Source organism: Vreelandella azerica, from assembly GCF_013112225.1.
GTDB lineage: Bacteria > Pseudomonadota > Gammaproteobacteria > Pseudomonadales > Halomonadaceae > Vreelandella > Vreelandella azerica.
The window spans coordinates 131,660-155,162 of sequence record NZ_JABFHI010000005.1 but is presented as its reverse complement, the minus strand read 5'-3'; the positions used below and the strand labels follow the sequence as shown (position 1 = coordinate 155,162).

Below are 23,503 nucleotides of genomic sequence, written 5' to 3'. Positions count from 1 at the left end.
CGCACCGCCGACTGGCTTGCCGCTTCTTGCAGCCGAGCCGATTCGCTTTCCATAAAGGCGCGGCCCAAGTCACCTAGGGCCGCATAAAACGCACTATCCACCCTGGCCAGATCACCCCAGCAATGGGGCGCCCAGGGCGCAAGATGGTGAAAAAGAAGCTTGCCTGACGAGGCTTTGCCGCATCCGTGACCAGCATCGCCATCACTTCACACAGCGCCGCCAGATGATCTTCCGGCTCCGGTGTATTTGTCGTTCGCTCAAAGCCCAGCGCCCTGAGATCCTGGCGCAATTCCAGCAAGGCGGTTTCCATCAGCTCACCCTGACGATACCAGGAAGCGTAAGGGGTAATATCACCCTGAATGACGCCGACCAGATGACGAAAGTGGGCGCGCTCAAGGGTATCGGGGCTGGCCGCCTGGGCGGCCTGCGACAGCGCCCGCCAGGCCAGGGTCAAGGGGTGCCGTCGGCGTCAATTTCAAGCCCACTCAGCCAGTCAAGCAGCTCAGCATCCGGGGCCTGGCGCAAAAGCACAGCGAGTAACCCATAGATATCGGCGCGCAGGGCATCTTCCTCACTCAGTTCAAGGGCCGCTTGCGGTGAGCCAGAGGCTACATCATGTGATGTTGTGCTCATCGTGGTCATGCATTACACCTTCAATTGTGCATCAGGGTCGCGAGCCATATTCTGCCAGACATCTTTCACTCGGCAGTCCTCGCACATTTCCAGGCGCGCCATGGCATCGCCCGCAAAATAGGGGTGATCCGCCAGTTTCTGCTTGATGGCTGCAACGGTGCTGACCGTGGCAAACGGCTTGCCGCAGTTGATACATTCAAACGCCGCCTCTTCATGGCAGACCTGGCGCGTTTCGCGCTCAGGGGCCGCCAGAAAACCGGGCATCAGAGTAATCGCCTGCTCCGGGCAGGCGTCAGCACATAGCCCACACTGCACACAGTCGGCTTCCAGAAAGCTTAATGCGGGCCGGTCACCACCCGCCTTGAGGGCCGGTGTCGGACAGCTGCTCACGCACGCCATACACAGGGTGCAGGCATCGCTATCTACCGCGATGGCACCATAAGGTGCGCCGGCAGGCACGGCCTGACGCTCAGGCGTTGGCTCCCCCAGTTCCGCCAGGCGCGCCAGCACCTGATTGAAACGCGCGCGCTTTTGAGGTGCCGTCAGGGTCAGCGACTGCTCGGTGAGCGGCATCCTCTTGGGTAGCGCATCACGCGCCGCGTGATCATCCGGGGATAGGGCCTGAACGCGTTCACTCTCCAGCCCAAACGAGGCCAGTAGCGCGCGCGCCTGTGCCAATTGGGCGTCCAGAAATGCGCTCAGCCGTGCCGGCATGTCAGGATGGTACTGAACGCGAATTTCAGCGGCACCTGCCGCCAGCCCGGTCAGCCATTGATCGTGGCCTGCCGACCCCAGCTCTTCCAGCGGGATATCCAGCACATGGCCAGCGGTCTGGTCATTCGCCTGCTGCTCAGCTGCCAGGGTGTCGTGGGTCACAAAGCGCAGTACCGGATGGGTACCACCCGCCTCACGATAGGCGCCGAGCCAGCTGCTCAGGGTTTCCTGCTGGCGGCGGGTTTCCGGCAGGCGGAATTCAATCGCCCCAGTGGGGCAAGCGCTGGTACAGCTGCCTACGCCCTGGCAAAGGAAAGGGTCAATCTCGATACGCGACTCAATCCGCCCCTGATGGCTGCTAATGGCATCCGCCGGGCAGACATCCAGGCAGCGGGTACAGCCGATGTTACCGCTGGAGGAGTGCGCGCACAGATCAGAGTTGACCTGGAAATAGCGTGGCTTATCGAATTCGCCCGTCAAGGCAGCAAAATCGGCCAGCGTCTCTTGACGCCCTTGATCAGCCTGCCAGTCAAGAAGCATATACCCCGGCGGTGGAAGTTCAACTGCCATACAGGGCGTCGGGGTCAAATCGAGAATCAGGTCGAACGCCTCACGCTGGATCAAGGCGCGGGCCAGATCCAATGGCTCGTCGCCGCCAATGCAAACATTGAAGGCGCCCAGATAGCCGCTGATCTGCAGTTGCTCAACCTGATGCCGGGTCAGTGCCTGAGTGGTCAATGCCTGGGTAGCCGCCAACAGATCACTATCGCTATCCAGCGCGCCGCCTTGCGTGGCTGCGGTAAACAGCAGGGTGATGGAAGCCAACCCCTGACCCGCCGGGGTGTTGGCATCCGTCATCAGCAAGCGCGCTGCTTGGCGGGCTTCGCGCTCACTACCCACTACCAGAGCATGGCCACGGCTGTGATAGGTCACGTTGGCAGGCGTCAGGTTTACCGGCCAGGAGACACGCTGGCGTACGGCTTCCTTGGCTTGACTATTACGCTGGTCGTCAACAGACGCCAGGGGGATTGGCTGATTCATGTACTCTCACGGTCAGATATTTATTGTTGTTATTTTTAATAGTTTTGGATTTCAGTTGGCGTCTTGCTTTGTCACGTCTGCAAAAGACGCGTCTTAATATTGGTTTAAGTTTATGGCGAAACTGAGGCGTTTTCCAATCTCATTGGTGACACACTTCAACGCAGCGATGACGCGGGTTAAGCCTATTGGCCTTTATCGCCACTTGCATCACGGGCCTGCTGCCTTGACGGCGACACCCCTGAGAGTCGGCAATTTCGCCTGGCGTGGCATCTTTACCCTCTTCCGTTGCTTGATGACCCTCTTCTATTGGGTGCGTATCCGGCGCATCATCTGCGGGCGGTTCCTCCAGAGCGTCTTCAACTCTTTTAGACCATTGTCTAACCTTGTCGGCCATGTCAGCGGCCATGGGTTTCAGCTGCGCCTTGAAATCCTGATCGTAGTCGTTGAGCCCATCGCGAAGGTTATAATCACCGGTTGACCACAGCTGGCGAAGCGCCCTGCGTCGCAACGCACTACTGACCCCAGGGGACATGAAAGCACTGAAGTCGCTGCCGGCATCGAGGGTTTCCGGGTCAGGCAGGGTGTGATCCAGACTTCCCGGTGCAGGAGGCGTCTCCTCATGAGCTGCCCCTTCTAGCGGCTCGTCAACCTCTCGCCCCCCTTCTTGACGGTTCCATCATCCATCACTTCCGACGACGAAAACGATTCAGCGGTATAGGTGTTCTCTTCCGGTGCTGACGAATCGTCTACCGGCAGGCCGCGCTTGGCCCGCGACCAGCGTTCAAAGCGACTCATAGGCTTGGCTCCTCACTATCTGTCTGACCCGTTTCTGGCGTTTTTCCAGTCGGTTGCTCGCTACTGCGGGAAGTTGGCAGCTCACGTGCCCGCCCGGCGCCCTTGCGTTTTTCTTACGCCCTTCAACAGGTGCCTCACCGTGGCGCGCCAGATAGCCTTCTATCCATACCTGAATGGCCATCGGCATGGGCGCTTCAAAGACCTGCTGTTCACCGTCCATCCAGCCCGCCGCCACTTCCTGACTGGCGCTGATGGTTTCCGGGGCAGGCACGTCACCGCTGAACCCGGCGCGCACAAACAGCTGCGGCGTGTCGGATCTCAGGTTGAAGCGATACGCCGCTCGCTCCGTCATGCTGAGCTGCAACCACACCACATGCGGGCCCTGCTCACCTGGGGTCAGCTGGCCCAGGCGCCATTGACGAATGCTGAATCTGCCGACTTTCTTGGATTCTTCTGTCAACGTAACGCTGAACGGGCGTTGATTATCATGCATGGTTCGGCATCTCTTGGCAGGTGATGTTCAAAGGGGCTGGACAAGTAAGCCTGCTCAGCTCCATCATCGTCAATAATGTTTAAGGCTGACAGTTTTACTCAACTATAAATAAAAATAGTTTTGTACCTGAAAATAGTACTGCACCTAAAAATAGTACTGCACCAAAACCAACCTGTTTATAACGAGGAGCGGCGTATGCCTGATATCGCTTTGAGCCACGCTCGGCTTCCGGCCACTACGCTGGTCGAAGTAGTAGATGCGTTTGGCGATACCCGCGAGCAGGCAATTGCCGCTGAGCGCGCCCTGACGGTTTATCTGAACAAACGGGAGATCGTTACCCTGATGTCACTCGGCGATGACCCTGAAGCGCTGGTGGTGGGCTACCTGCGTAATCAGGGGCTGTTGCGCAGCGCCGAGGACCTGGTGGCGGTTCAGGTCGATTGGGACGTAGAAGCCGCCGTCGTGATTACCCGCCACTTGCCAGCAGACCTGGAAGAACGCCTGGGTACACGTACCGTAACCACCGGCTGCGGCCAAGGCACGGTATTTGGCAAGCTGCTGGATCAGACCGCGCTGACTGCCCTGCCTGACACTGCCCTCGCCCAGTCCACGCTTTATGCGCTGCTCAACAACCTCAACAGCTACAATGAAACCTATAAAAGCGCCGGCGCCGTGCATGGCTGCGCCCTCTGCCAGCAGGCTCAGGTGCTCGATTTTGTTGAAGATGTGGGGCGTCATAACGCTGTGGATACCCTGGCGGGCCGCCAATGGCTACAGGAAGCCGAGAGTACCTCTGCCGATATCTTTTACACTACCGGGCGATTAACCTCGGAAATGGTGCTCAAGGTCGCCCAGATGGGTATCAGCATTCTGGTTTCCCGCTCCGGCGTAACCCAGAAAGGCGTTGAGTTGGCCGAGCGCTTTGGTGTCATGCTGGTTGCCCGCGCCAAGGGCAAGCAGTTCCAGGCCATTAATGCCGGCCAGCGTCTGACTCTGGATGCCATTCCGCCCCGCCCTCCCAGGGCGCGCAGCTCCCAACACGCCATGCAGCTTGACAAAGAATCTGCAAAAGACCGCCTGACCGCTCAGGAGCAGACGCCATGATTGCCACACAGGACCTTACCGCCATGATCCTCGCCGGTGGCGAAGGCCGCCGAATGGGTGGGCGCGACAAGGGCCTTGAAACCTTCAGCGCCCCTGGCTTGCCCGAGGCTCCGCTGATTCGCCACGTTGCCGAACGTTTTCACGGCCAGACCGCTGAGCTGCTGATCAATGCCAACCGCAACCTTGAGAGTTACCGCCAGCATGGCGACCGCGTGATCGAAGACGCTGAAGGCGGCTTTCAGGGGCCACTGATGGGCATCTACAGCGGCCTGCGCGCCGCGCAAACGCCCTGGCTGGTGATTGCCCCCTGCGATTCTCCGGCTCTGCCGATGGATCTGGTGGCGCGCATGGTCGCAGGGATTGGCTCGCATGCCATTGGCGTTGCCGATGATGGCGAGCGTATGCACCCTGTGGTGGCGCTGATTCGCACTGATCTGGCGGATGATCTTCTTGATGCATTACAGGCGGGCGAGCGCAAGATAGACCGCTGGTATGCCCGCCACCCCTGGTGCCGGATTGATATCAGCGACTGCCCGGAGGCCTTTGCCAACCTGAACACGCCAGAAGAAAAATCCCGACTTGAAGCTGCTCTGCTTTCTCGTTCATCATTTCAACAAGGTGCCGTATGAGTCACGCGACCCTTTCCGCGCCTGGCTCACTGTCCTGCTTTGAGTTGGGCGAACAGATGCTCAGCGTTGAGCAGGCGCGCACGGCACTGGCCACCCTGATAGAAGCACCGCTAGGGCACGAAAGGCTTAACTTGGCGCAGGCTCATGGCCGCCGTTTGGCGGAAGCCATTCATGCTCCTATCAATGTACCGCAGAACACCAATGCGGCCATGGACGGCATCGCCCTGGCCTGGCCCAGGCAAGTGACAAAAAGGAGTTAGCGCAGACCCGCTGGCCGCTGGCGGGCAGCGTCTTCGCCGGGGAACAGTTTACCGGCCAGGTCGCGGCGGGGGCCTGTGTGCGTATCACCACCGGCGCCCCTTTGCCTGCGGGTACTGATACCGTCATCATGCGTGAGCAGCTGCAGGAAAACGCCGATGATGTCGTGGTCTTACAGCCCGAAAGGGTACGCCATGGTCAGAATGTGCGTCAGGCTGGGGAAGATATTCAGCAAGGCGAGGTGGCCCTGCCCGCCGGTATCCGCCTGGATGCCGCCTCATTGGGGCTGACGGCATCACTGGGGATCGACAGTGCCAACGTCTGGCGTCGCCCGAAAGTGGCGGTGTTTTCGACCGGCAATGAAGTCACCGCCCCTGGCGATCCGCTACCGCCTGCAGGTATTTATGATGCCAACCGCTTTACCCTGGCAGGGCTTTTAAAGCAGCAGGGCGCTGAGGTCATGGATCTGGGTATCCTGCCGGATGACCAGGCAAAGATTCAGGCAGCGCTCGAATACGCCGCTCAGCACAGCGATCTGGTGCTGACCAGCGGTGGGGTTTCAGTTGGCCAGGCAGATTTCACCCGTGCCGCTCTTGAATCGCTTGGCCAGCTGGCCTTCTGGCGGGTGGCCATTCGCCCTGGTCGCCCGCTGGCGTGCGGGCTATTGACCGAAAGGCGTACCCCTCTGGTGGGATTGCCGGGGAACCCCGTGGCGGTTATGGTCACTTTTCTGCAGTTTGTCGTACCGCTGCTCAAGCGCCTTGAAGATCAGCCTGCCACACCGCCGGATTACCTATATGCCATTGCTGATGAAGCTTTGCCAAGCCGCGCCGGGCGCACTGACTATTTACGTGGTATTTTTCACAGCAAAGCAGATGGCCGCTTGCACGTGCGCAGCACCGGTGCCCAGGGGTCTGGCATCCTAAGCTCCATGGTCGCTGCCAACTGCCTGATTGAACTGCCTGACAGCTGCACAGGTGTCGTCTCTGGCGATATTCTCAGGGTGCAGCCGCTGATGCCAATGGCAGGGGAGAAAACCGTATGACCGAACAACTGATTGATGACTTTGGCCGCCGGGTCAACTATGTACGCCTGTCGGTCACTGACCGCTGTGATTTTCGCTGCGTTTACTGCATGAGCGAGGAGATGACCTTTCTGCCACGTGCCCAGGTACTGACCCTGGAAGAGATGGGCATGATTGCGCGTGCGTTTACCGAGATGGGTGTCGAGAAAATTCGCCTGACCGGCGGCGAGCCCCTGGTACGCCGCGGCATTGAGCAGCTGGTCGATGAAATTGGCAGCCTGCCCGGGTTGAACGATTTCACCATGACCACCAACGGCGCCAGCCTGCGCAAACATGCCAAGCGCCTGCGCGATGGCGGCATGAAACGGTTGAACATCAGCCTTGATTCCCTCGATCCTGAACGCTTCAAGCAACTCACCCGCACCGGTGATCTCAACAAGGTCATCGATGGGCTCCGCGCCGCTCAGGAAGCCGGCTTTGAGCGTATCAAGCTCAATGCTGTGATCCTCAAGGGGCGCAATGACGACGAAGTACTCGACCTGGTGGCGTTTGCCCGCCGCGAAGGCGTGGATATCAGCTTCATAGAAGAAATGCCGCTAGGCGATGTCTCCGACCATAGCCGCGATGAAACCTACTGCTCAAGTGACGAGGTTCAGGCGCTGATTGAGCATCGCTACCCTTTGGTGCCCACCACGGAAACCACTGCCGGGCCCTCGCGCTATTTCAGAATGGCCGACAGTGCTTCACGGATTGGCTTTATCTCGCCTCACAGCCACAATTTCTGTTCCAGCTGCAATCGGGTACGGGTCACGGTGGAAGGCCGATTGCTGCTGTGCCTGGGTAACGAGCATTCAGTGGATCTGCGCGCCGTACTGCGCCGCTACCCCGGTGATATGCCGGCACTGAAAGACGCTATTCGCAAAGCGTTACCACTGAAACCCGAGCGACATCACTTTACGACCGACGGCGACGTTCAGGTCGTGCGTTTCATGAACATGACAGGCGGCTAGACATGGCAATTCCGGTACATATCGTCACGGGCTTTCTGGGCAGCGGCAAGACAACACTTATCCACAACCTGATTTCAAACAAGCCTGTGGATGAAACCTGGGCCATTCTGGTCAACGAGTTTGGCCAGATCGGCATCGATCAGACCATGTTCGAACAGCGTGATGACGTGGTGGTTAAAGGCCTGCCTGGCGGTTGTCTGTGCTGTCAGCTGGCTTTTGTGCTGCAGGCCGGGCTGGTTAACCTCTTGGCCCGTTCCAAGCCCGACCGGGTGATCATTGAGCCCTCTGGCCTGGGTCACCCGGCTGGCCTGATTGACCTTTTGCGCAGCGAAGCCTTTGAAGGCGCCCTGGAAATCCGCGATATCATCGCCACCCTTGACCCGCGCCGCCTGGATGACCCCAAGGCCCGCGAGCATGAGACCTTTAAGGATCAGCTAGCCATGGCTGATGCGATTGCCATCACCCAGTGCGAACACAGCAGCGCCGACCAGCTGGCCCGCGCCCATAAACTTGCCAATAGCCAATGGCCGCCACGCAAATGGGTACAAGAAGCCGTGCATGGTGAATTGCCCATCGATCTGCTGCTGGATAGCGGAACCCATCAGGCACCCGCGGCCAGCATCCCCAGCAGCCATCAGCCCAGTGCGTTACCGCCACAGCTGGAAGGCGGCTTTTTTGACCTGCCGCCTGCGCCGGGCAATCCCCAGCTGGAAACGGGTACCTCGCTGGGCTATACCAGCCTGGGATTACGCTGGCATCCGGCCGACTTGCTGGATCTTGACCTGTTCAGTGCGGCGTTGATCCAGCTGCCTGATGCAGCGCGGATCAAGGGCGTTCTGCATACCCCGGACGGCTGGAAACAGCTCAACCGGGCTGGCGGCGCCTTTCAGCTAGCCGCCACCGCCTGGCGGCAGGATTCACGCTTGGAAATCATCCTGCCTGACGATGTTGCGCTGGATACACAAACGTTTACTATCCAGCTCAAGGCATGTTTGATGGAGAGCCAAAGCACAACCGCCTGACCCTGTAAGCTGCTACATCAGCTTTTCAAAAGCCTAGGGTTTAAAAATTTCATCTAGGTGAGTTGCAAACAGGACGTCGCGCATCCAGCCTTTCAGCCGATCATGATCGGCTTGTACAAGTCGTGCCTCTACCCAGTCAGGCACGTCGCCAAACTTTAAGGCGAGCTGCCTGCGCACAACCTCCCGCGCTTCTTCCAGCCGCCCTTTCTGAATCCCCAACTGTTCGCCTTCCTGCCGTCCTTCCTGCCGTCCTTCCAGACGCTCTTTCTTGACCAAGTTTTCTAAGTTCTCTGCCAACATGTCTTTATCCTCCATCAGGCTATCAAGCCGCTTCAGATTGATCTCCTCCGCACCCAACCGCGATAGATGCCGCCTGAGCCAACGGGTAATGATTCGGTCAATGCGTTCCTTGTCAGGGTCAGCTTGGATAATTGCCACTACACGATCCACTGCATTCTGCAGGGCTTGCCAACTTTCTCCAGCGTTTTCAACACCAAATACGCCGCTAAGCGGTGTCTGACGTAAACCTAACTCTTCATGAGTATAGCGCCCTTCGTCAATCAGATAGTAACGCAAACGCGGTTGATAGACTTGCAGAAAACTGGGCGGTTCCGGCTGCAACATCTCGTAGATATCCTGCGGCGCTGTCCAAGGCTTTGACCCGTTGTAAAGCACCAAAGGAAACACAGGCGGCAGTCCCTTGCCTGGGGTGGTGGCCTTTTGTTTGAGCAGTTCACTGTAAAAGCAGGCAACATAGTGCATCATCCGAATCGGCATGGTGCGATCAACCGCTGACTGAAACTCCAGCAGAATGAACAAGAATACCCGCTGAGTGGTACCTTCCCAAGTGACCTCCACAGACCACACTACGTCTTCTATTTTTTCCTCGAACAACGGCGTGATGTAATGACCATTATATTTCTTGAGCGTCGAGAAATTCATCAGTTCAGCAATTTCTACTGGTGCAAAACCTTCCATCAACTGCTGAACGAACTCAGGATGACTGAATAGCTCTTTGTAACCTGTATCATGGTGGTGTGCGGCCATAACCTGTCCCTGTTAAGCATGTAACAGCAGCATATCACGGTTAAGCAGCAGTAAAATCGTGTGGTGCTGCCACCACCAGCTACATCAGCTTTTCAAGCTCTGCTGCCGACATGGGGCGCCCGAACAGGTAGCCCTGGTAGTGCAGGCAGCCATGATCTTTCAGCCAGCCCCGCTGTGTTTCGGTTTCGACCCCTTCGGCAATGACGCTGAGGCCAAGGCTTTTAGCCAACACTATCGTACTTTCCACGATGGAGGCATTGGCCCGGCTGTCGAGCACCTCACGCACAAAGCTCTGGTCAATCTTGAGCTGATCCAGCGGCAGGTGCGCCAGGTAAGACAGAGATGAATAGCCGGTGCCAAAGTCATCCAACGAGAAGCGTACGCCCTGGTGTCGTAAATGCGACATCTTGCGCAGGGCGTTATCGCTAACGTCCACAAACAGGGTTTCGGTCACTTCCAGTTTGAGTTTATCAGCAGGCGCCCCGGTACGACGCAGAATGGCCTTAACCTTGGGTACAAAGTTGTCTTCCCGGAACTGCACAGGGCTGATGTTCACTGCCATACTCAAGCCTGCTGTCTGCGGTTTTTCCTGCCATTCGGCCAGCTGCTGGCAAGCCGTTTCCAGTACCCAATTACCTACTTCATTAATCAGACGGGTACTTTCCAGCAGTGGGATAAACTCACCGGGTGAGATGATGCCCCGCTCCGGATGCTGCCAGCGTAGCAACGCCTCAACGCCGATAGGCATACCATTGACATCCACCTGAGGCTGGTAGACCAGTTTCCACTGTTCATTGGCCAGTGCCAGACGCATATCATTTTCCAGACGTGCCCGGGAAATCAGCGCGGCCTGCATTTCCGGGTCAAAGAAACTCAGCGTCGCGACCGGCCTCCTTGGCCTGGAAAAGGGCCATATCCGCCTGTTGCAGACAGTTATCTACGCCATGGCCAGCGCCTTCAATCAAGGTAATACCAATGCTGCCGGTGACCAATACGGTATCGTCGTTGACCTCGATCGGACGGCGTATCGCAATCAATAGCTTGCGGGCAATATTTTCTGCCAGTTCTGCTGTCTGTTCTCTATTGTTACCCAGGCCTTCAATCAGAACCGCAAATTCATCGCCGCCCAGGCGCGCCAGAGTATCGGTGTCACGCAGTACATCTGTCAGTTCAAGTGCCATGCTTTGAAGCAGTTTGTCACCGGCGTAATGGCCCAGGGTATCGTTGACCTGCTTGAAATTATCCAGATCAATGAACAGCAAAGCGCCCAGCTTATTATGCCGTTCATGGGCTTTGACCACGGCTTCCATCCGATCAATGAACAGACGCCGATTGGCAAGGCCGGTCAATGGATCATAAAACGCCAGCTGATGAATTTCCTGTTCGGCAGCCTTGCGCGCGGTAATATCGCTTAGCGTCGCCACATAGTGGGTCAGGTTGCCCTGCCCGTCCTGGACGGCACTGATGGTCAGCCACTCGGGGAATATCTGGCCATTCTTGCGCCGATTCCAGATTTCACCTTCCCAGCTGCCTTTTTCCGCTACGCTGGACCATAGCGCCTTGTAGAAATCATTGCCGTGTCGTCCAGAGCTGAACATCCGCGGGTTTTCCCCGAGCACTTCGTCCTCACGGTAACCGGTAATTCGGGTAAAGGTGTCGTTGACCTTGATAATTCTCCCCTGACTATCGGTAATCAGAATACCCAGATGAGTCTGGAAAGCCGTAGCAGCGATGCGCAACTCTGCTTCATTAAGGCGCGCTTCAGTGACGTCACGTACGGCGGCCAGCACACCGTTGAAATCTCCACCGGCATCCGCCAGCGGGCTTAGCACCGCATGGAAATAACGCACACCGTCCGCTAAGGGCAGAGAGTATTCCAACTCTTCAACCTGCCGGTTATGCTGCACGCGATAGAAAACACTGTTAAGTGCTTCGGTAACTTCGGGGGCATGACATCACTGTAGTGCTGACCCAGCACGTCTTCCTTATCCTGTAGCAGTCGTCCTTCATTTAGCGCATGGACATAGGTAAAGCAGCCACGCTGATCAAACACGAAAATCATATCCTGTATCGACTGGACTAATGCTTCCAGGCGCGCTTCACGCATCTGCGCCTGTGCGCGTGCCTCTTCACGCTCTTTAACCCGATGCTGTAGCTGCTCAGCCAGATACAAACGCTTGCAGTAATGGCGCACCACCCAGGCACCTAGCAGGGCAATCACGCTGGCAATCAGGGTTAATATCCAAAAACGCTGTTTCCAACCGGCCAGCAACCGCTCAGTACTTTCCCCCACCACCACGCTGAAGGGCAGCCCTTCAAGACGCTTCATCCAGTAAAGACGTTCCTCACCGTCAACTGGCGAATGAAGCCGCATGGCACGCTGTCTATCATGACTTCCCAGAAAAGCGGCGGTTTCAGGGTTCTGGATAGTTGCCATACCCAGCTCAAACGTAGTGTCAGGGCGACGGGCTAACAAGCGTCCTTCAGTATCCATGATCGCAATACTTTCTCCTGACTGTATATCAAGATGCTGCAGGGGTTGTGAAAACACCTGGGGGCCAACTGCACCACAATAAAGCCTGAAAAACTGTCAGCGTCGTCATGCAGCGCCTGAGCATGGATAATCCGGTAATCGCGATCAAAGGCTGACCAGAAAAGCGGGCTGACATAGGAAGCACCTGGGCCTTCTTTCAAGTGGTGAAAGAAAGGCATACGGCGCATATCGTAACCGGGCGGATGTACCGAGCCGGTGCTGGCCAGAACGCTGCCATGGCGGTTGATAACCGAAATCTCGCTGATCAGGGCCATACTGTCAGCCTTGGCCATCAGTAAGTCTTCCAGGAGAAGACCGTCTCTCAGGGAGATCTTCAACGGCGATGCCAAAAGCAGTACAACGTCTTTTAATACGTGATCGCTTAGTGCAAAGGTGGTGTGAACCCATTCAGCAATGAGGCTGGCTCGAGTGGCATTATGTTCATGGGCATTGCGCACTTCCTGATGGTATTGGTCGAACAGAAGCCCGGAAAAGATGGCTACCATCAAGATCAGCGACGCTACATATATTCCCACAGCGCGCCGCCATAAACGTCGACCAGGTAATGACAGGGAATCAACAGAAGGGTCAGGCAGATGAGGCATATCAATCAGGCACCGGCGCAAAAATTAATAAGCGTTAAACTACAGGATGCCTGATTGAAAGCCTATACACACTACATTGTTATATCTGCTACTTTTTGTATCATCCCGCCAATGCGTCGGCCATGGCAGGGGCTGGGCTGGCAGCTTCTGCATACACCGGGTGCCGCGAGCAGATATCCGCTACCTGCTGGCGAACAGCAGCTTCAACACCTGCACTGCCTTCTTCTGTTGCCAGCGCATCAAGAATATCGCAGATCCAGCCCGCAAGCTCAGCGCATTCCAGGGCATTGAATCCACGTGTTGTCACCGCCGGCGTACCAATCCGTAAGCCTGAAGTCACAAAAGGGCTTTGCGGATCATTGGGCACCGAGTTCTTGTTGACCGTGATATGCGCCCGCCCCAGAGCGGCATCAGCGTCCTTGCCGGTAATGCCTTGGCGAATCAGCGATACCAGAAAGAGGTGGTCATCCGTGCCGCCAGAGACGACATCATAGCCGCGCTCGATAAACACCTCGGCCATGGCCTGGGCATTATCTATGACCTGCTGCTGGTAGCGCACAAACTCCTGGCTCATCGCTTCGCGGAAGGCCACCGCCTTGGCAGCAATCACATGCATCAATGGGCCACCCTGCTGGCCGGGGAAAACAGCGCCGTTGAGCTTCTTGTAGAGGCTTTCATCGTGGTAGGCAGAAAGAATGATGCCACCGCGTGGGCCACGCAGGGTTTTGTGGGTCGTCGAAGTGACCACATGAGCATGTGGCAGCGGGCTGGGGTAAAGCCCTGCCGCCACCAGGCCAGCCACATGGGCCATATCGACCAACAGCCAGGCGCCCACTTCATCGGCGATGTTGCGGAAACGCCGCCAGTCGACCACGCGAGAATAGGCTGAGAAGCCAGCAATGATCAGCTTGGGTTTATGCTCACGGGCCAGGCGTTCCATCTCGGCATAATCAATTTCCCCGGTTTGCGGATCAAGACCATACTGGAAGGCATTGTAGTGCTTGCCGGAAAAATTGGGGGCCGCGCCATGGGTCAGGTGGCCACCATGGGCCAGGCTCATACCCAGCACCGTATCACCGGGCGATACCAGTGCCATAAAGACAGCGGCATTGGCCTGAGCGCCCGAGTGTGGCTGAACATTGGCGTAATCCGCCCCGAACAGGTCACAGGCGCGCTTGATTGCCAGCGCTTCTACCTGATCAACATGCTCACAGCCGCCGTAATAGCGCTTGCCTGGATAGCCTTCGGCGTATTTGTTGGTCAACTGGGAGCCCTGGGCTTCCATCACCGCTCGGCTGGCATAGTTTTCCGAAGCAATCAGTTCGATATGAATTTCCTGACGGCTGACTTCTTCAGCCATGGCCACCGCCAGCGAAGCATCGTAATCCGCCAGTTTCTGATTGGACAATGTCATCCCCATCCCCTTTCCTGAAAGTTGTTGTATGCGTTGTATGCCTTGATAGCTGCCGATGGTAGCGCTGCCCCTCATGGTCAAGATGCCTGTTCACGCCTTGCCAGGGCGTATTTACGACACACTGGATAATGACCGATGCAGGCCGTTCAATCGGTTAAATGATTCAAGGCGGGGTGGCTCAGAATTCAATCACCACATTGCCCCGTGGCTTGCTGCAGCAGGACAGGATCTCGCCCGCCGCCTCATCTTCTTCGGTGATACCGCCGTTGTGCTCCATATCGACCTCACCCTCGAGTAGCGTTACCTTGCAGGTACCGCAGATACCCATACCGCAGGCCTTAGGAATATGCAGGCCAAGTTTGGCAGCCGCATTGTGCACGGTATCCCCGGATGAATGCGGACACTCTTGCCCGTCAGGGCAAATTCAACGCCCAGCATATCGGTCACTTCAAGGTCTTCGGCTTCGCTTTCCGCCTGCTCCGCCAGCTCAAGAACATCCTCCTGAACCTGGGCAGGCGTCGCCCCGAAGGATTCATCGTGATAGTGGCTCATATCAAAGCCGTTGCTGCGCAGCAATGACTTGACGGCGTTCATGTAAGGCTCTGGCCCACAGCAGAAGATTTCACGCTCCATGAAATCAGGAGCCATCAACTCAAGCATGGGCTGATTGAGAAAGCCTCTGAATCCTGACCATGCTTCCCCCAGGTCATCACCGCGCTCACACACGATGTGCATCCTGAAATCGGGTATCCGCGAGAAAATATGCTCAAGCTCTCGATGAAAAATCACATCTTTCGGCGTGCGCGCACTGTGTACAAATTCAATATCAACGGCGGCATTGGTATCGAAGAACCAGCGCGCCATCGACATCAGGGGCGTAATGCCCACGCCGCCAGAGAGCAAGAGTAATTTGTCTGCCGGGTAATCAATCGCATTGAAGTTGCCCACAGGGCCATGGACCGCCAGTTCATCATTTACCTGAAAATTGTCGTGTAGCCAGTTGGACACCTTGCCGCCGGGAATCCGTTTCACCGTTATCGAGAAGCTATAAGGAACAGAAGGCGAACTTGAGATGGTGTAAGAGCGCATCACCTGTTCGCCGTTGATCTCAAGTTCAAGCGTCACGAACTGGCCAGGCTTGAAGAAAAACAGGATGGGCTGTTCGGCCATAAAGCAGAAGGTACGCACATCCCAGGTTTCCTGAATGATCTTGACGCAGCGGACCAGATGGCGGCCGTTGGCCCAGGTCTGGGTGGTAACGGGGTTCAGAAAGTTCATTGTCATAGGGGGTCGCCTGAGATGTACCTGGTAAAGGGATATTCAATCAAGACGCTCGCCCTGATTGCGGCCCTATTCTGCTACCACAGGTGGCGTTGCCACATGCCCATTAGCGACATCAACATACCTCTGCCAACCCTTTATGAACGCGATAATACTGGGGTATGTCGCGGGTTTACCCAAGGCTGTCGCTGACAAGTAAACGCTGACACCTCCTGCCACTTAAAGTTGGCTCAAACAACTCGCCAACGTCAGCTCACCCAGTGCTTTTACGTGTTGAACTCTCTGCCTGAAAGGATAGCCCCATGACGACTCAGCCGATCACCCTGATCGATGACCCTCTTGCTGCTGCACGCCAATCCACCATTGACTTGCTGCACTCGCACCAGCAAGGGTTCTCGCTGCCACAGCCGTTCTATAACGACGAGCGTTTATACGCTATCGATATGGAAGAGATATTTGGCCAGGAGTGGCTGTTTGCGGGGATGACCTGTGAAATTCCGGCCAAGGGTAATTTCATCAGCCTGGATATCGGCGACAATCCGATCATCGTGCTGCGCGGCGCTGAAGGCAAGGTAGCGGCGTTTCATAATGTCTGCCGCCATCGTGGTTCACGGCTGTGCATGAAGGAAAAAGGCAAGGTCGCCAAGCTGGTCTGCCCTTACCATCAGTGGACCTACGAGCTGGACGGTCGCCTATTGTTTGCCGGTAGCGATATGGGTGATGATTTTGACTTGAGTAAATATGGCCTTAAGCCTGTCCACGTCAAGACGGCCGGTGGTTTCATATTCATCAGCCTTGCAGACGTGCCGCCGGCCTTTGAGGAATTTCCTGCCGCTCTTGACCATTATCTGGCCCCCTATGATATGGAAAACACCAAGGTTGCGGCCGAATCCACCCTAATTGAAGAAACCAACTGGAAGTTGGTCATCGAGAACAACCGCGAGTGCTACCATTGCAGCGGCTCTCACCCCGAACTTCTCAACTCACTGATGGAGTTTGACGATACTGAAGACCCACGGGCCACGCCTGCCTACAAGGCACTGGTCGCCAAAAAAGGCGCCGACTGGGACGCCCAACAGGTGCCCTGGACGATGACTAAGGTCGGGCTTCAGAACCGCATGACGCGCACCCCCTGCTCGATGGTGCGGTCTCGATGACGGCTAACGGCAAGCAGGCCTGCCGCAAACTGATGGGCAATCTGCAGAGTGCCGATATGGGTTCACTGCGTATTCTGCATTTGCCCAATTCCTGGAATCACTTCCTGGGTGATCATGCAGTGGTCTTCCGGGTATTACCGCTTGGCCCGCAGAAAACCATGGTGACCACCAAATGGCTGGTGCATAAAGATGCCGTCGAGGGCATTGATTACGACCCACAGGCCATGCGTATGGTGTGGGATGCCACCAATGATCAGGATCGCAAACTTGCTGAAGAAAACCAGCGGGGCATCAACTCAAAGGCCTATCAGCCAGGGCCTTATTCGCCGACATTTGAACGCGGTATCATTGATTTCCTCGACTGGTACAGCGAACGTATGCTGAGCCACCTGGGCGCCCAGTCACCCTACCTCTACGCGGTGGAATCCTGATCGTTCAGAGCGTTCCGGTTGCGAGGTGTGCCCAGCCGTTCGGGGCACACCTTGTAAGGCTTTAATTGCTTATCAGACTGCACTTACGCCGTGCACTTGATGCACGGCGTACCCGTAGCAAGCGCCGTAATGCGCGCCTCAAAGAAAACACTGCCATCGATATCATGGTCAACGCGGTTTTCATCCACCTCAAATACCACGTCCACCTCACCTGCACCGGATTGCAACGCCAACTGCTCGGCACGCTGAGCAGCACTCTCTCGAGCCGCAGCGTAGGCTGCATCCTGGGTATCGTAGTCTTTGGGGCCATTGGGCAGAAACACCCGGAAACAGCCGCGAAACGGCTGAATGACGGTGGCATGCACTCGCTGAACCACCTGCCCCAACACGGTTCCAATGGCGTTAGCCACCTCCCCGTTGACGGGCAATATGACGGCGGCCCCTAGCGCTTCCCCGACGCTTGGGTAATAGCTGGCCGCTGGGCCACCCACGGCTACCACAGGAGCGTCCGGGGAGATGTTCAGCGCAAAGACGGAATCCGCATCACGCTGCCCCCGCTGTAATATCAGGCCTGCCAACGACTGGGCCAATTGGGACGGATCGCGGTTGGTATCAGCATCATGCAAACCTGCTTCAATCAGCTTGGTGGCAATCGCTTTCACCACCCGTTGAAATACATCCTGCGCCGGGCCCTCGGCATCTCCGTCAGCCCAGCGCCCGACACCGTACTGGCGACGCATCCGGCGCGCCCAGCTCAGCGCCGCCAGCCGCGCGGCTTCCACATTCCAGTGGGCGGATAGCCCCAGCACATGAGCCGCATCCGTCGGCGTAAAACCACTGAAAATCACCAGCCCGCGGCGCTCAAGGCTAGCCAGGGCACGCGCCAGCCAGCGCTCATGCTCCACGGCGGTCAACATTTCGATAGGGCCGTCAGCAAGGCGCTCCCAGGCGGCTTTTTCGTTGCGTCCCAACTGGTTGAGGCGCGTGGCATCCGCCTGCAAACGCAGCGCAAAACGCAGATGGTTACTGGTGGGCAGAATATTCAGCTGGCGGCGTAAGGCGTCAAGAAGATGCGGGTATTGGCTCACCAGCAGGCTTAACGGCACCACCCGACGTGGGCCAATTGCTACCCCATGCGCCGTATCGTGAGCCACTTCGCTATCGCCCCCAGGCCGATGGCGTACAGCTTGATCGCTTCAACCATCGGCTGCCAGCTACCTACCCTGGCGCCATCATGGCAAAGCGTTGGTCGGCCGTTGCGCACCACGGCAATGTCCGTGGTGGTGCCACCCATATCGGCCACAATCAGGTTGCGCTGCCCGCTTAGTAGCATAGCCCCGTTGACGCTGGCCGCCGGGCCAGAAAGTACCGTGGTGATAGGCTGCAGGATGGCGCTGTCGGCGGAAATCAGCGAACCATCACCCTTGACGATCATCAGCGGCGCCTGGATGGCGTGCTGTTCCAGAATCCCGCGCACCGCCACAATCAGCTCACCTACATAGGCAATCATGCGGGCGTTCAGCGCTGAGGTCATCGCCCGCCGTGGCGCTCCCAGAGACGCTGCCAGCTCATGGCCACAGGTGACCGGGCTAGCGGTCATTTCACGCACGATCTCGGCAGCGCGCAGCTCATGGGCCGGGTTGCGCACACTAAAAGTCGACGATACCGCAAACGCCGATACCCGCCCCTGCCAGGCGGCAATACGCTCGCGCAGGGTGGTTTCATCCAATGTGCATAGCGGTTGGCCATCGGCATCATGGCCGCCGTCGATATTGGCCACCTCCCGACTGCCGAGCAGCGAATGCAGGCCTGTAGCCTGGGACTGACGCTGATCGTAGCCAATCAGGATGACACCAATCGGCGCGCCTTTGCCTTCAACCGCCGCATTGGTGGTCAGGGTTGAGGAAAGCGCCACCAAAGTGACGTTTTCAAGCAGCTCAGCCGGTAAGGCATCAAGGGCATCGGCGATTCCCTGCTGCAGGTTCAAGCGTGTTGTCAGGCGCTTGGCGGTAGCCACCACAGCGTCGTGCTGATCCAGTATTACGGCGTCGGTATGGGTGCCGCCGGTATCAATACCCAGCCGATAAGTCATTGTTGGCTCACACTTCATCCTAGTGCACCTGCTGCTGGCGACGGCGACGACGGCTACCACGTGATTCACCGCTGCCCTGAGCGTTGACAGGTGCAGGCAACATGACGTGCTGGCGCAGCAGCGGGAAGGGGTCGGTTTTATGCGGAATCGCCATGGCTCCGACAAAGTGCTCCTGAAAGCGCGGCTCAGTGGCAGTTTCAATTTTCTCCACCTGGCGCACCACCTCTTCAATATCCCGGCGTGCCTTACGGCTGAGCAGGGCAATACGCGCACCGGTGCCCGCCGCATTACCGGCAGAGGTGACGTGTTCCAGCTCACAGTCAGGGATCAATCCCAGCACCATGGCGTACTTGACATCAATATGCGCACACCAAAGGCACCGCCAATGCGGATACGGTCAACATGCTGCGTACCAAACTGCTCCATCAGCAGACGAATACCGGCATACAGCGCCGCCTTGGCCAGTTGAATGGCGCGTATATCCGTCTGGGTAATCGCAATGGTGCGCTGATCATCCTGGTGAAGCACATAGCTGAAGGTTCGCCCATCGGCAATAATGCGCTCACTACGTTCAGCCAGCTCCCCCTGAATGACGCCATCCTGATTGATAATACCGGCCAGGAACATTTCTGCGACGACCTCGATAATCCCCGAACCGCAGATGCCCGTCACACCGACCGCTTCTTCTGCAAAGCCGGGCTGGTTGGACCATAGGTCACAGCCAATCACGCTGTAGCGCGGCTCCAGGGTCAGTGGGTCAATGCGTACCCGCTCAATGGCGCCTGTGGCTGCCCGTTGGCCACCACTAATCTGGGCACCTTCAAAGGCCGGCCCCGTAGGGCTTGAGCACGCCAATAAACGGTGACGATTGCCAAGTACAATCTCGGCATTGGTGCCCACATCGACCAGCAGCATCAACTCTTCGCCGAGGTAAGGCGTTTCGGAAAGAATCATACCGGCGGTGTCCGCGCCGACGTGCCCGGCAATACACGGCAGGCCATATACGCGGGCATTAGGGTGAATCACCAGGTCCATCTCGGTGGCCCACAGGCCATCAATGGCTTCATCCGTGGCCAGGGCAAAAGGCGCGCCACCCAGCTCCACCGGGTTAATACCAAACACCAGGCTTTGCATGATGGGGTTACCAACAAAGGTGGCTTCCAGAATGGCATCCACGTTAACGCCCGCTTCCTCGGCAAGCTCTACGGTCAACTCATTGAGTGCATCACGCACTGAGCGGGTCATAGCCTCATCGCCACCTGGATGCATCATGATATAGGACACCCGACTCATCAGGTCTTCGCCATAGCGGATCTGTGGGTTCATACGCCCCGCTGAGGCCACCACTTCACCGGTCTGCAGGTTACACAGGTGGGCCGCTATCGTGGTGGACCCCACATCTACTGCCATACCGTAGACCTGGGACTGGAAACCCGGCCAGACGCCGATGATGCGCTGGTCGTCATACACGGCCACAGTCACCTGCCAGTTGCCCTGGCGCAGCGCTGCCTGCAGTTGCTGCACCACACGGATATCGTTACCCAAGTCACTCAGGTTCCACTCGTAGGCTAGCGCCTCCTTGAGGCGACGTAGATCAGAGGCAGGCAGATGCATGTCCGGCTCCTGCACATCCACCACGTACAGGCGCACAATAGGATCCAGAGCAATATCCAGTACTTCAGCGCGCTTGCGAACGATCTGGCGGTGCACCTGGCTGGCAGACGGCACATCAATCAGCACATCGCCCAGCAGCTGGGTGGAGCAGCTCAGCCTGCGCCCTTCGCGCAGGGCGCCACGGCGTTTTTCCCAGGTACTTTCAGTGTCGCTCTTGTCAGTCAGATGATCAGCGCGGGATTCCACTCCATGCTTGGTAAAGTTGCCTTCACACAGGTCTACCTGACAGCGCCCGCACAGGCCGCGGCCACCACATACTGAATCGATATCGACACCCAGCGCCCGTGCCGCTTCAAGCACCGGCGTACCAACGGGAAAGCGCCCGCGCCGACCGGAAGGCGTAAACACGACAAGCGCATCGACCGCGGCCTCTGGGGTTGCAGATTGTTGATTAACCGACATGCCAGCCTCCATACGTCATCAGACGTGGGCAAAAAGAGCCTCGAAGGAGGCTCTAGGGAATATAACCAGGATATAAACGCAGAAAATCAGCGTACTCAGGTCACCGCACGGCGACGGCGGGTCTGGCGGCGACCACGCCCTTCGCTGCCATCCGCATTGGCGGCAGGCGGTTCGCGGAATTTCTGGATCCAGCGCATGCAGTCGGGGTCATGGTTCATCATGACGTCAGCCCCCATGATGGAGGTCATGATTTCCTGGTGCAGCGGGTTAGTGATCGCTGAGGTCATGCCCGATGCAATCGCCATGCTCATAAAGGCCGCATTGATGCCGTTGCGGTTGGGCAAACCAAAGCTGACGTTGGACGCCCCGCAGGTGGTGTTAACCTTGAGTTCCTTCTGCAGGCGATGACAGAGGGCAAACACCTGACGGCCAGAACTGCCAACCGCGCCAATCGGCATGACCAGCGGATCAACCACCACATCGCAGGCGGGAATGCCATGATCAGCGGCGCGCTCGACAATCTTCTTGGCAATGCTGAAACGTACGTCCGGGTCCTGGGATATGCCGGTTTCATCGTTGCTGATGGCGACGACAGCAGCGTCGTGTTTCTTGACCAGCGGCAGCACCGCTTCGAGGCTTTCATCCTCACCGGTTACCGAGTTGACCAGCGCCTTGCCCTTGTAGACATTCAGGCCCGCTTCAAGCGCCTTGATAATCGAGGAATCGATACACAGCGGCACATCGGTAATCGACTGCACCAGCTGGATGGTCTGGGCCAGGATCGCCGGTTCGTCTGCCAGCGGAATACCGGCGTTAACATCCAGCATATGGGCGCCATTGGCCAGCTGGGCTTCGACATCCTGGATCACCCGGGTGAAATCACCTGCGGCCATCTCAGCGGCCAGCTGCTTGCGGCCAGTGGGGTTGATGCGCTCGCCAATCACCACGAAGGGGCGTTCGAAGCCAATCACGACTTCCTTGCTGGCTGAGCTGATGACGGTGTCAGTCATGAGTCTTCCTCTTTGTGCTTGTTAGTGTTGTTACCAATGCGGCGCAGGTTTTGGCGCCTCACCGCCATCCTTAAACAGTTTCAGGCGTGCTACTGAGGGCATCCGGCGATTCAGGGTTGAGGTCTTCAGGGTTGTCCCGCCCCGGATACCAGGGCACACGGCCCTCCAGCACACCGGTCTTTTCAATGATTTCAGCGACAGCATGTTCCTGGCGATAGGCCATGATATGGGCGCCGCTGACGCCAGGGATTTCACGGATTTCCTGCAGCAGATCCATACACAGGCGTTTGCCTTCTTCCTTCTGGTTCTCGGCGCCTTCCAGACGCTTGATCACCGCATCCGGAATATGCACACCTGGTACATTCTCGCGGATCCATTTGGCACCTCGGGCCGAGGCCAGAGGACCGATTCCCGGCAGGATGAAAATCCGGTTCGGCCCTTCAAGCAAGCCCAGGTCATTGACCTTGGCCATGTACTCACGCAAAAGCGGGACATCAAAGCAGTACTGGGTCTGGATAAACTGAGCACCCGCCGCCGCCTTCTTGGCCGTACGATGGGGGCGCCAATCACGCGGCGGCACAAAGGGGTTGGCCGCACCGCCCAGAAACAGTTTGGGAGGGCTGGTCAGCTTGCGGCCACTCTGAAAGCGGCTCTCATCGCGCATGGTGCGGGCCGTTTCCAGTAGCGACATAGAGTCCAGGTCAAACACCGGCTTGGCCTGAGGATGGTCGCCTGCCTGCACGCCGTCACCGGTCAGGCACAGCAGGTTGCAGGCGCCCATGGCTGCCGCCCCGAGGATCTCGCCCTGAATGGCAATCCGGTTACGGTCACGGCAGGAAATCTGCAGAATGGTTGAATAACCCACTCGTGTCAGCAGCGAGCACACGCCTACGCTGGACATATGGCAATTAGCGCCCGAGCCGTCAGTGGCGTTGATCGCATCCACATAGCCATCAAATACTGCTGCCCGCTTGAGCACTTCGGCCGGGTCGGCGGAATCAGGGGGATCAATTTCACTGGTGATCGCGAACTTGCCTGCGCGCAGCACCCGCTCAAAGCGGCCAGGTGAGGTGTGCCCAGGCAGGATTGGCAGCGAGTAGCCCGGTACGGGTTCATCATCAAATTTCATGGGCG

General features: G+C 57.5%; 24 protein-coding genes and 2 pseudogenes. 7 read left to right on the top strand and 19 right to left on the bottom strand.

Annotated features, from left to right (window positions below; translation table 11 throughout):
* Positions 1-73 precede the first annotated feature (73 nt).
* The 6 genes from HLB35_RS17445 to HLB35_RS12865 form a co-directional block, all read right to left on the bottom strand.
* Positions 74-454, bottom strand: coding sequence for a TorD/DmsD family molecular chaperone (locus tag HLB35_RS17445; protein ID WP_235937185.1), 381 nt, complete (start codon positions 452-454; stop codon positions 74-76).
* The gene (locus tag HLB35_RS17440; RefSeq protein ID WP_235937184.1) at positions 451-642 is read right to left on the bottom strand and encodes a hypothetical protein; all 192 of its coding nucleotides are present in this window, start codon (positions 640-642) and stop codon (positions 451-453) included. The genes HLB35_RS17445 and HLB35_RS17440 overlap by 4 nt, the downstream gene beginning before the upstream one ends.
* Positions 643-645: 3 nt before the next feature.
* Positions 646-2,388: a 4Fe-4S binding protein gene (locus HLB35_RS12880; protein WP_171702892.1), complete on the bottom strand. Its 1,743-nt coding sequence runs from the start codon at positions 2,386-2,388 to the stop codon at positions 646-648.
* Between the two features lie 139 nt (positions 2,389-2,527).
* Complete coding sequence (locus tag HLB35_RS12875; RefSeq protein ID WP_235937213.1) at positions 2,528-2,968, bottom strand: DUF3306 domain-containing protein; 441 nt, start codon at positions 2,966-2,968, stop codon at positions 2,528-2,530.
* 53 nt (positions 2,969-3,021) lie between these two features.
* Entirely contained in the window at positions 3,022-3,183 is a 162-nt protein-coding gene (locus tag HLB35_RS12870; RefSeq protein ID WP_171702891.1) for a hypothetical protein, read from the bottom strand.
* Complete coding sequence (locus tag HLB35_RS12865) at positions 3,170-3,676, bottom strand: DUF3305 domain-containing protein (RefSeq protein ID WP_235937183.1); 507 nt, start codon at positions 3,674-3,676, stop codon at positions 3,170-3,172. Before HLB35_RS12865 ends, HLB35_RS12870 begins: the two co-directional genes overlap by 14 nt.
* Before the next feature lie 195 nt (positions 3,677-3,871).
* On the opposite strand from HLB35_RS12865, the gene HLB35_RS12860 reads away from it, so the two are divergent.
* The 6 genes from HLB35_RS12860 to HLB35_RS12840 are packed head-to-tail and all read left to right on the top strand — an operon-like array spanning position 3,872 to position 8,723.
* The gene (locus HLB35_RS12860; protein ID WP_171702890.1) at positions 3,872-4,780 is read left to right on the top strand and encodes a formate dehydrogenase accessory sulfurtransferase FdhD; all 909 of its coding nucleotides are present in this window, start codon (positions 3,872-3,874) and stop codon (positions 4,778-4,780) included.
* Complete coding sequence (gene mobA, locus HLB35_RS12855; protein WP_171702889.1) at positions 4,777-5,409, top strand: molybdenum cofactor guanylyltransferase MobA; 633 nt, start codon at positions 4,777-4,779, stop codon at positions 5,407-5,409. Before HLB35_RS12860 ends, mobA begins: the two co-directional genes overlap by 4 nt.
* On the top strand, positions 5,406-5,669 hold the full coding sequence (locus HLB35_RS18535; RefSeq protein ID WP_328731838.1) for a hypothetical protein: 264 nt from the start codon (positions 5,406-5,408) through the stop codon (positions 5,667-5,669). Before mobA ends, HLB35_RS18535 begins: the two co-directional genes overlap by 4 nt.
* A complete protein-coding gene (locus tag HLB35_RS12850; RefSeq protein ID WP_328731929.1) occupies positions 5,639-6,712 on the top strand; it encodes a molybdopterin-binding protein in 1,074 nt (357 codons plus the stop codon). The genes HLB35_RS18535 and HLB35_RS12850 overlap by 31 nt, the downstream gene beginning before the upstream one ends.
* Positions 6,709-7,701, top strand: a complete 993-nt coding sequence (gene moaA / locus HLB35_RS12845; RefSeq protein ID WP_171702888.1) for a GTP 3',8-cyclase MoaA — start codon at positions 6,709-6,711, stop codon at positions 7,699-7,701. Before HLB35_RS12850 ends, moaA begins: the two co-directional genes overlap by 4 nt.
* 2 nt (positions 7,702-7,703) lie before the next feature.
* Positions 7,704-8,723, top strand: coding sequence for a CobW family GTP-binding protein (locus HLB35_RS12840; RefSeq protein WP_171702887.1), 1,020 nt, complete (start codon positions 7,704-7,706; stop codon positions 8,721-8,723).
* A 33-nt stretch (positions 8,724-8,756) separates the two neighbouring features.
* Here the strand turns inward: HLB35_RS12840 and HLB35_RS12835 are convergent, their stop codons facing one another.
* From HLB35_RS12835 to HLB35_RS12810, 7 genes and pseudogenes are all read right to left on the bottom strand, one after another.
* The gene (locus tag HLB35_RS12835; protein ID WP_171702886.1) at positions 8,757-9,770 is read right to left on the bottom strand and encodes an Rpn family recombination-promoting nuclease/putative transposase; all 1,014 of its coding nucleotides are present in this window, start codon (positions 9,768-9,770) and stop codon (positions 8,757-8,759) included.
* Positions 9,771-9,849: 79 nt separating this feature from the next.
* Complete coding sequence (locus HLB35_RS18530; protein WP_328731835.1) at positions 9,850-10,626, bottom strand: putative bifunctional diguanylate cyclase/phosphodiesterase; 777 nt, start codon at positions 10,624-10,626, stop codon at positions 9,850-9,852.
* Between the two features lie 7 nt (positions 10,627-10,633).
* The gene (locus tag HLB35_RS18525) at positions 10,634-11,650 is read right to left on the bottom strand and encodes a diguanylate cyclase domain-containing protein (protein ID WP_328731833.1); all 1,017 of its coding nucleotides are present in this window, start codon (positions 11,648-11,650) and stop codon (positions 10,634-10,636) included.
* Positions 11,629-12,264, bottom strand: a complete 636-nt coding sequence (locus HLB35_RS18520; RefSeq protein ID WP_171702885.1) for a PAS domain S-box protein — start codon at positions 12,262-12,264, stop codon at positions 11,629-11,631. Before HLB35_RS18520 ends, HLB35_RS18525 begins: the two co-directional genes overlap by 22 nt.
* The gene (locus HLB35_RS18515; RefSeq protein ID WP_171702884.1) at positions 12,240-12,839 is read right to left on the bottom strand and encodes a hypothetical protein; all 600 of its coding nucleotides are present in this window, start codon (positions 12,837-12,839) and stop codon (positions 12,240-12,242) included. The genes HLB35_RS18520 and HLB35_RS18515 overlap by 25 nt, the downstream gene beginning before the upstream one ends.
* A gap of 169 nt (positions 12,840-13,008) precedes the next feature.
* Entirely contained in the window at positions 13,009-14,322 is a 1,314-nt protein-coding gene (glyA, locus tag HLB35_RS12815) for a serine hydroxymethyltransferase (protein ID WP_171702883.1), read from the bottom strand.
* Positions 14,323-14,500: 178 nt separating this feature from the next.
* Positions 14,501-15,606: pseudogene (locus HLB35_RS12810) on the bottom strand (FAD-binding oxidoreductase).
* Between the two features lie 299 nt (positions 15,607-15,905).
* On the opposite strand from HLB35_RS12810, the pseudogene HLB35_RS12805 reads away from it, so the two are divergent.
* Positions 15,906-17,191 (top strand): annotated as a pseudogene (locus tag HLB35_RS12805) (aromatic ring-hydroxylating oxygenase subunit alpha).
* Between the two features lie 83 nt (positions 17,192-17,274).
* Here HLB35_RS12805 and HLB35_RS16560 read toward each other — a convergent pair.
* The 6 genes from HLB35_RS16560 to HLB35_RS12785 all read right to left on the bottom strand — a co-directional run bounded on the left by HLB35_RS16560 (position 17,275) and on the right by HLB35_RS12785 (position 23,498).
* Positions 17,275-18,345 carry a hypothetical protein gene (locus tag HLB35_RS16560; protein WP_216601527.1) on the bottom strand — a complete coding sequence of 357 codons (1,071 nt, stop codon included), beginning with the start codon at positions 18,343-18,345 and terminating at the stop codon, positions 17,275-17,277.
* Positions 18,318-19,301, bottom strand: a complete 984-nt coding sequence (locus HLB35_RS16555; RefSeq protein ID WP_216601526.1) for a hydantoinase/oxoprolinase N-terminal domain-containing protein — start codon at positions 19,299-19,301, stop codon at positions 18,318-18,320. Before HLB35_RS16555 ends, HLB35_RS16560 begins: the two co-directional genes overlap by 28 nt.
* Position 19,302: 1 nt before the next feature.
* Positions 19,303-19,614 (bottom strand): ASKHA domain-containing protein, encoded by a 312-nt coding sequence (locus tag HLB35_RS17915; protein WP_216601525.1) that lies wholly within the window; start codon positions 19,612-19,614, stop codon positions 19,303-19,305.
* Positions 19,611-21,359 carry an ASKHA domain-containing protein gene (locus tag HLB35_RS12795; protein WP_216601524.1) on the bottom strand — a complete coding sequence of 583 codons (1,749 nt, stop codon included), beginning with the start codon at positions 21,357-21,359 and terminating at the stop codon, positions 19,611-19,613. Before HLB35_RS12795 ends, HLB35_RS17915 begins: the two co-directional genes overlap by 4 nt.
* Positions 21,360-21,454: 95 nt before the next feature.
* Positions 21,455-22,369, bottom strand: a complete 915-nt coding sequence (locus HLB35_RS12790; RefSeq protein WP_171702882.1) for a dihydropteroate synthase — start codon at positions 22,367-22,369, stop codon at positions 21,455-21,457.
* 70 nt (positions 22,370-22,439) lie between these two features.
* Positions 22,440-23,498 carry a methylenetetrahydrofolate reductase gene (locus HLB35_RS12785; protein WP_171702881.1) on the bottom strand — a complete coding sequence of 353 codons (1,059 nt, stop codon included), beginning with the start codon at positions 23,496-23,498 and terminating at the stop codon, positions 22,440-22,442.
* Positions 23,499-23,503 lie beyond the last annotated feature (5 nt).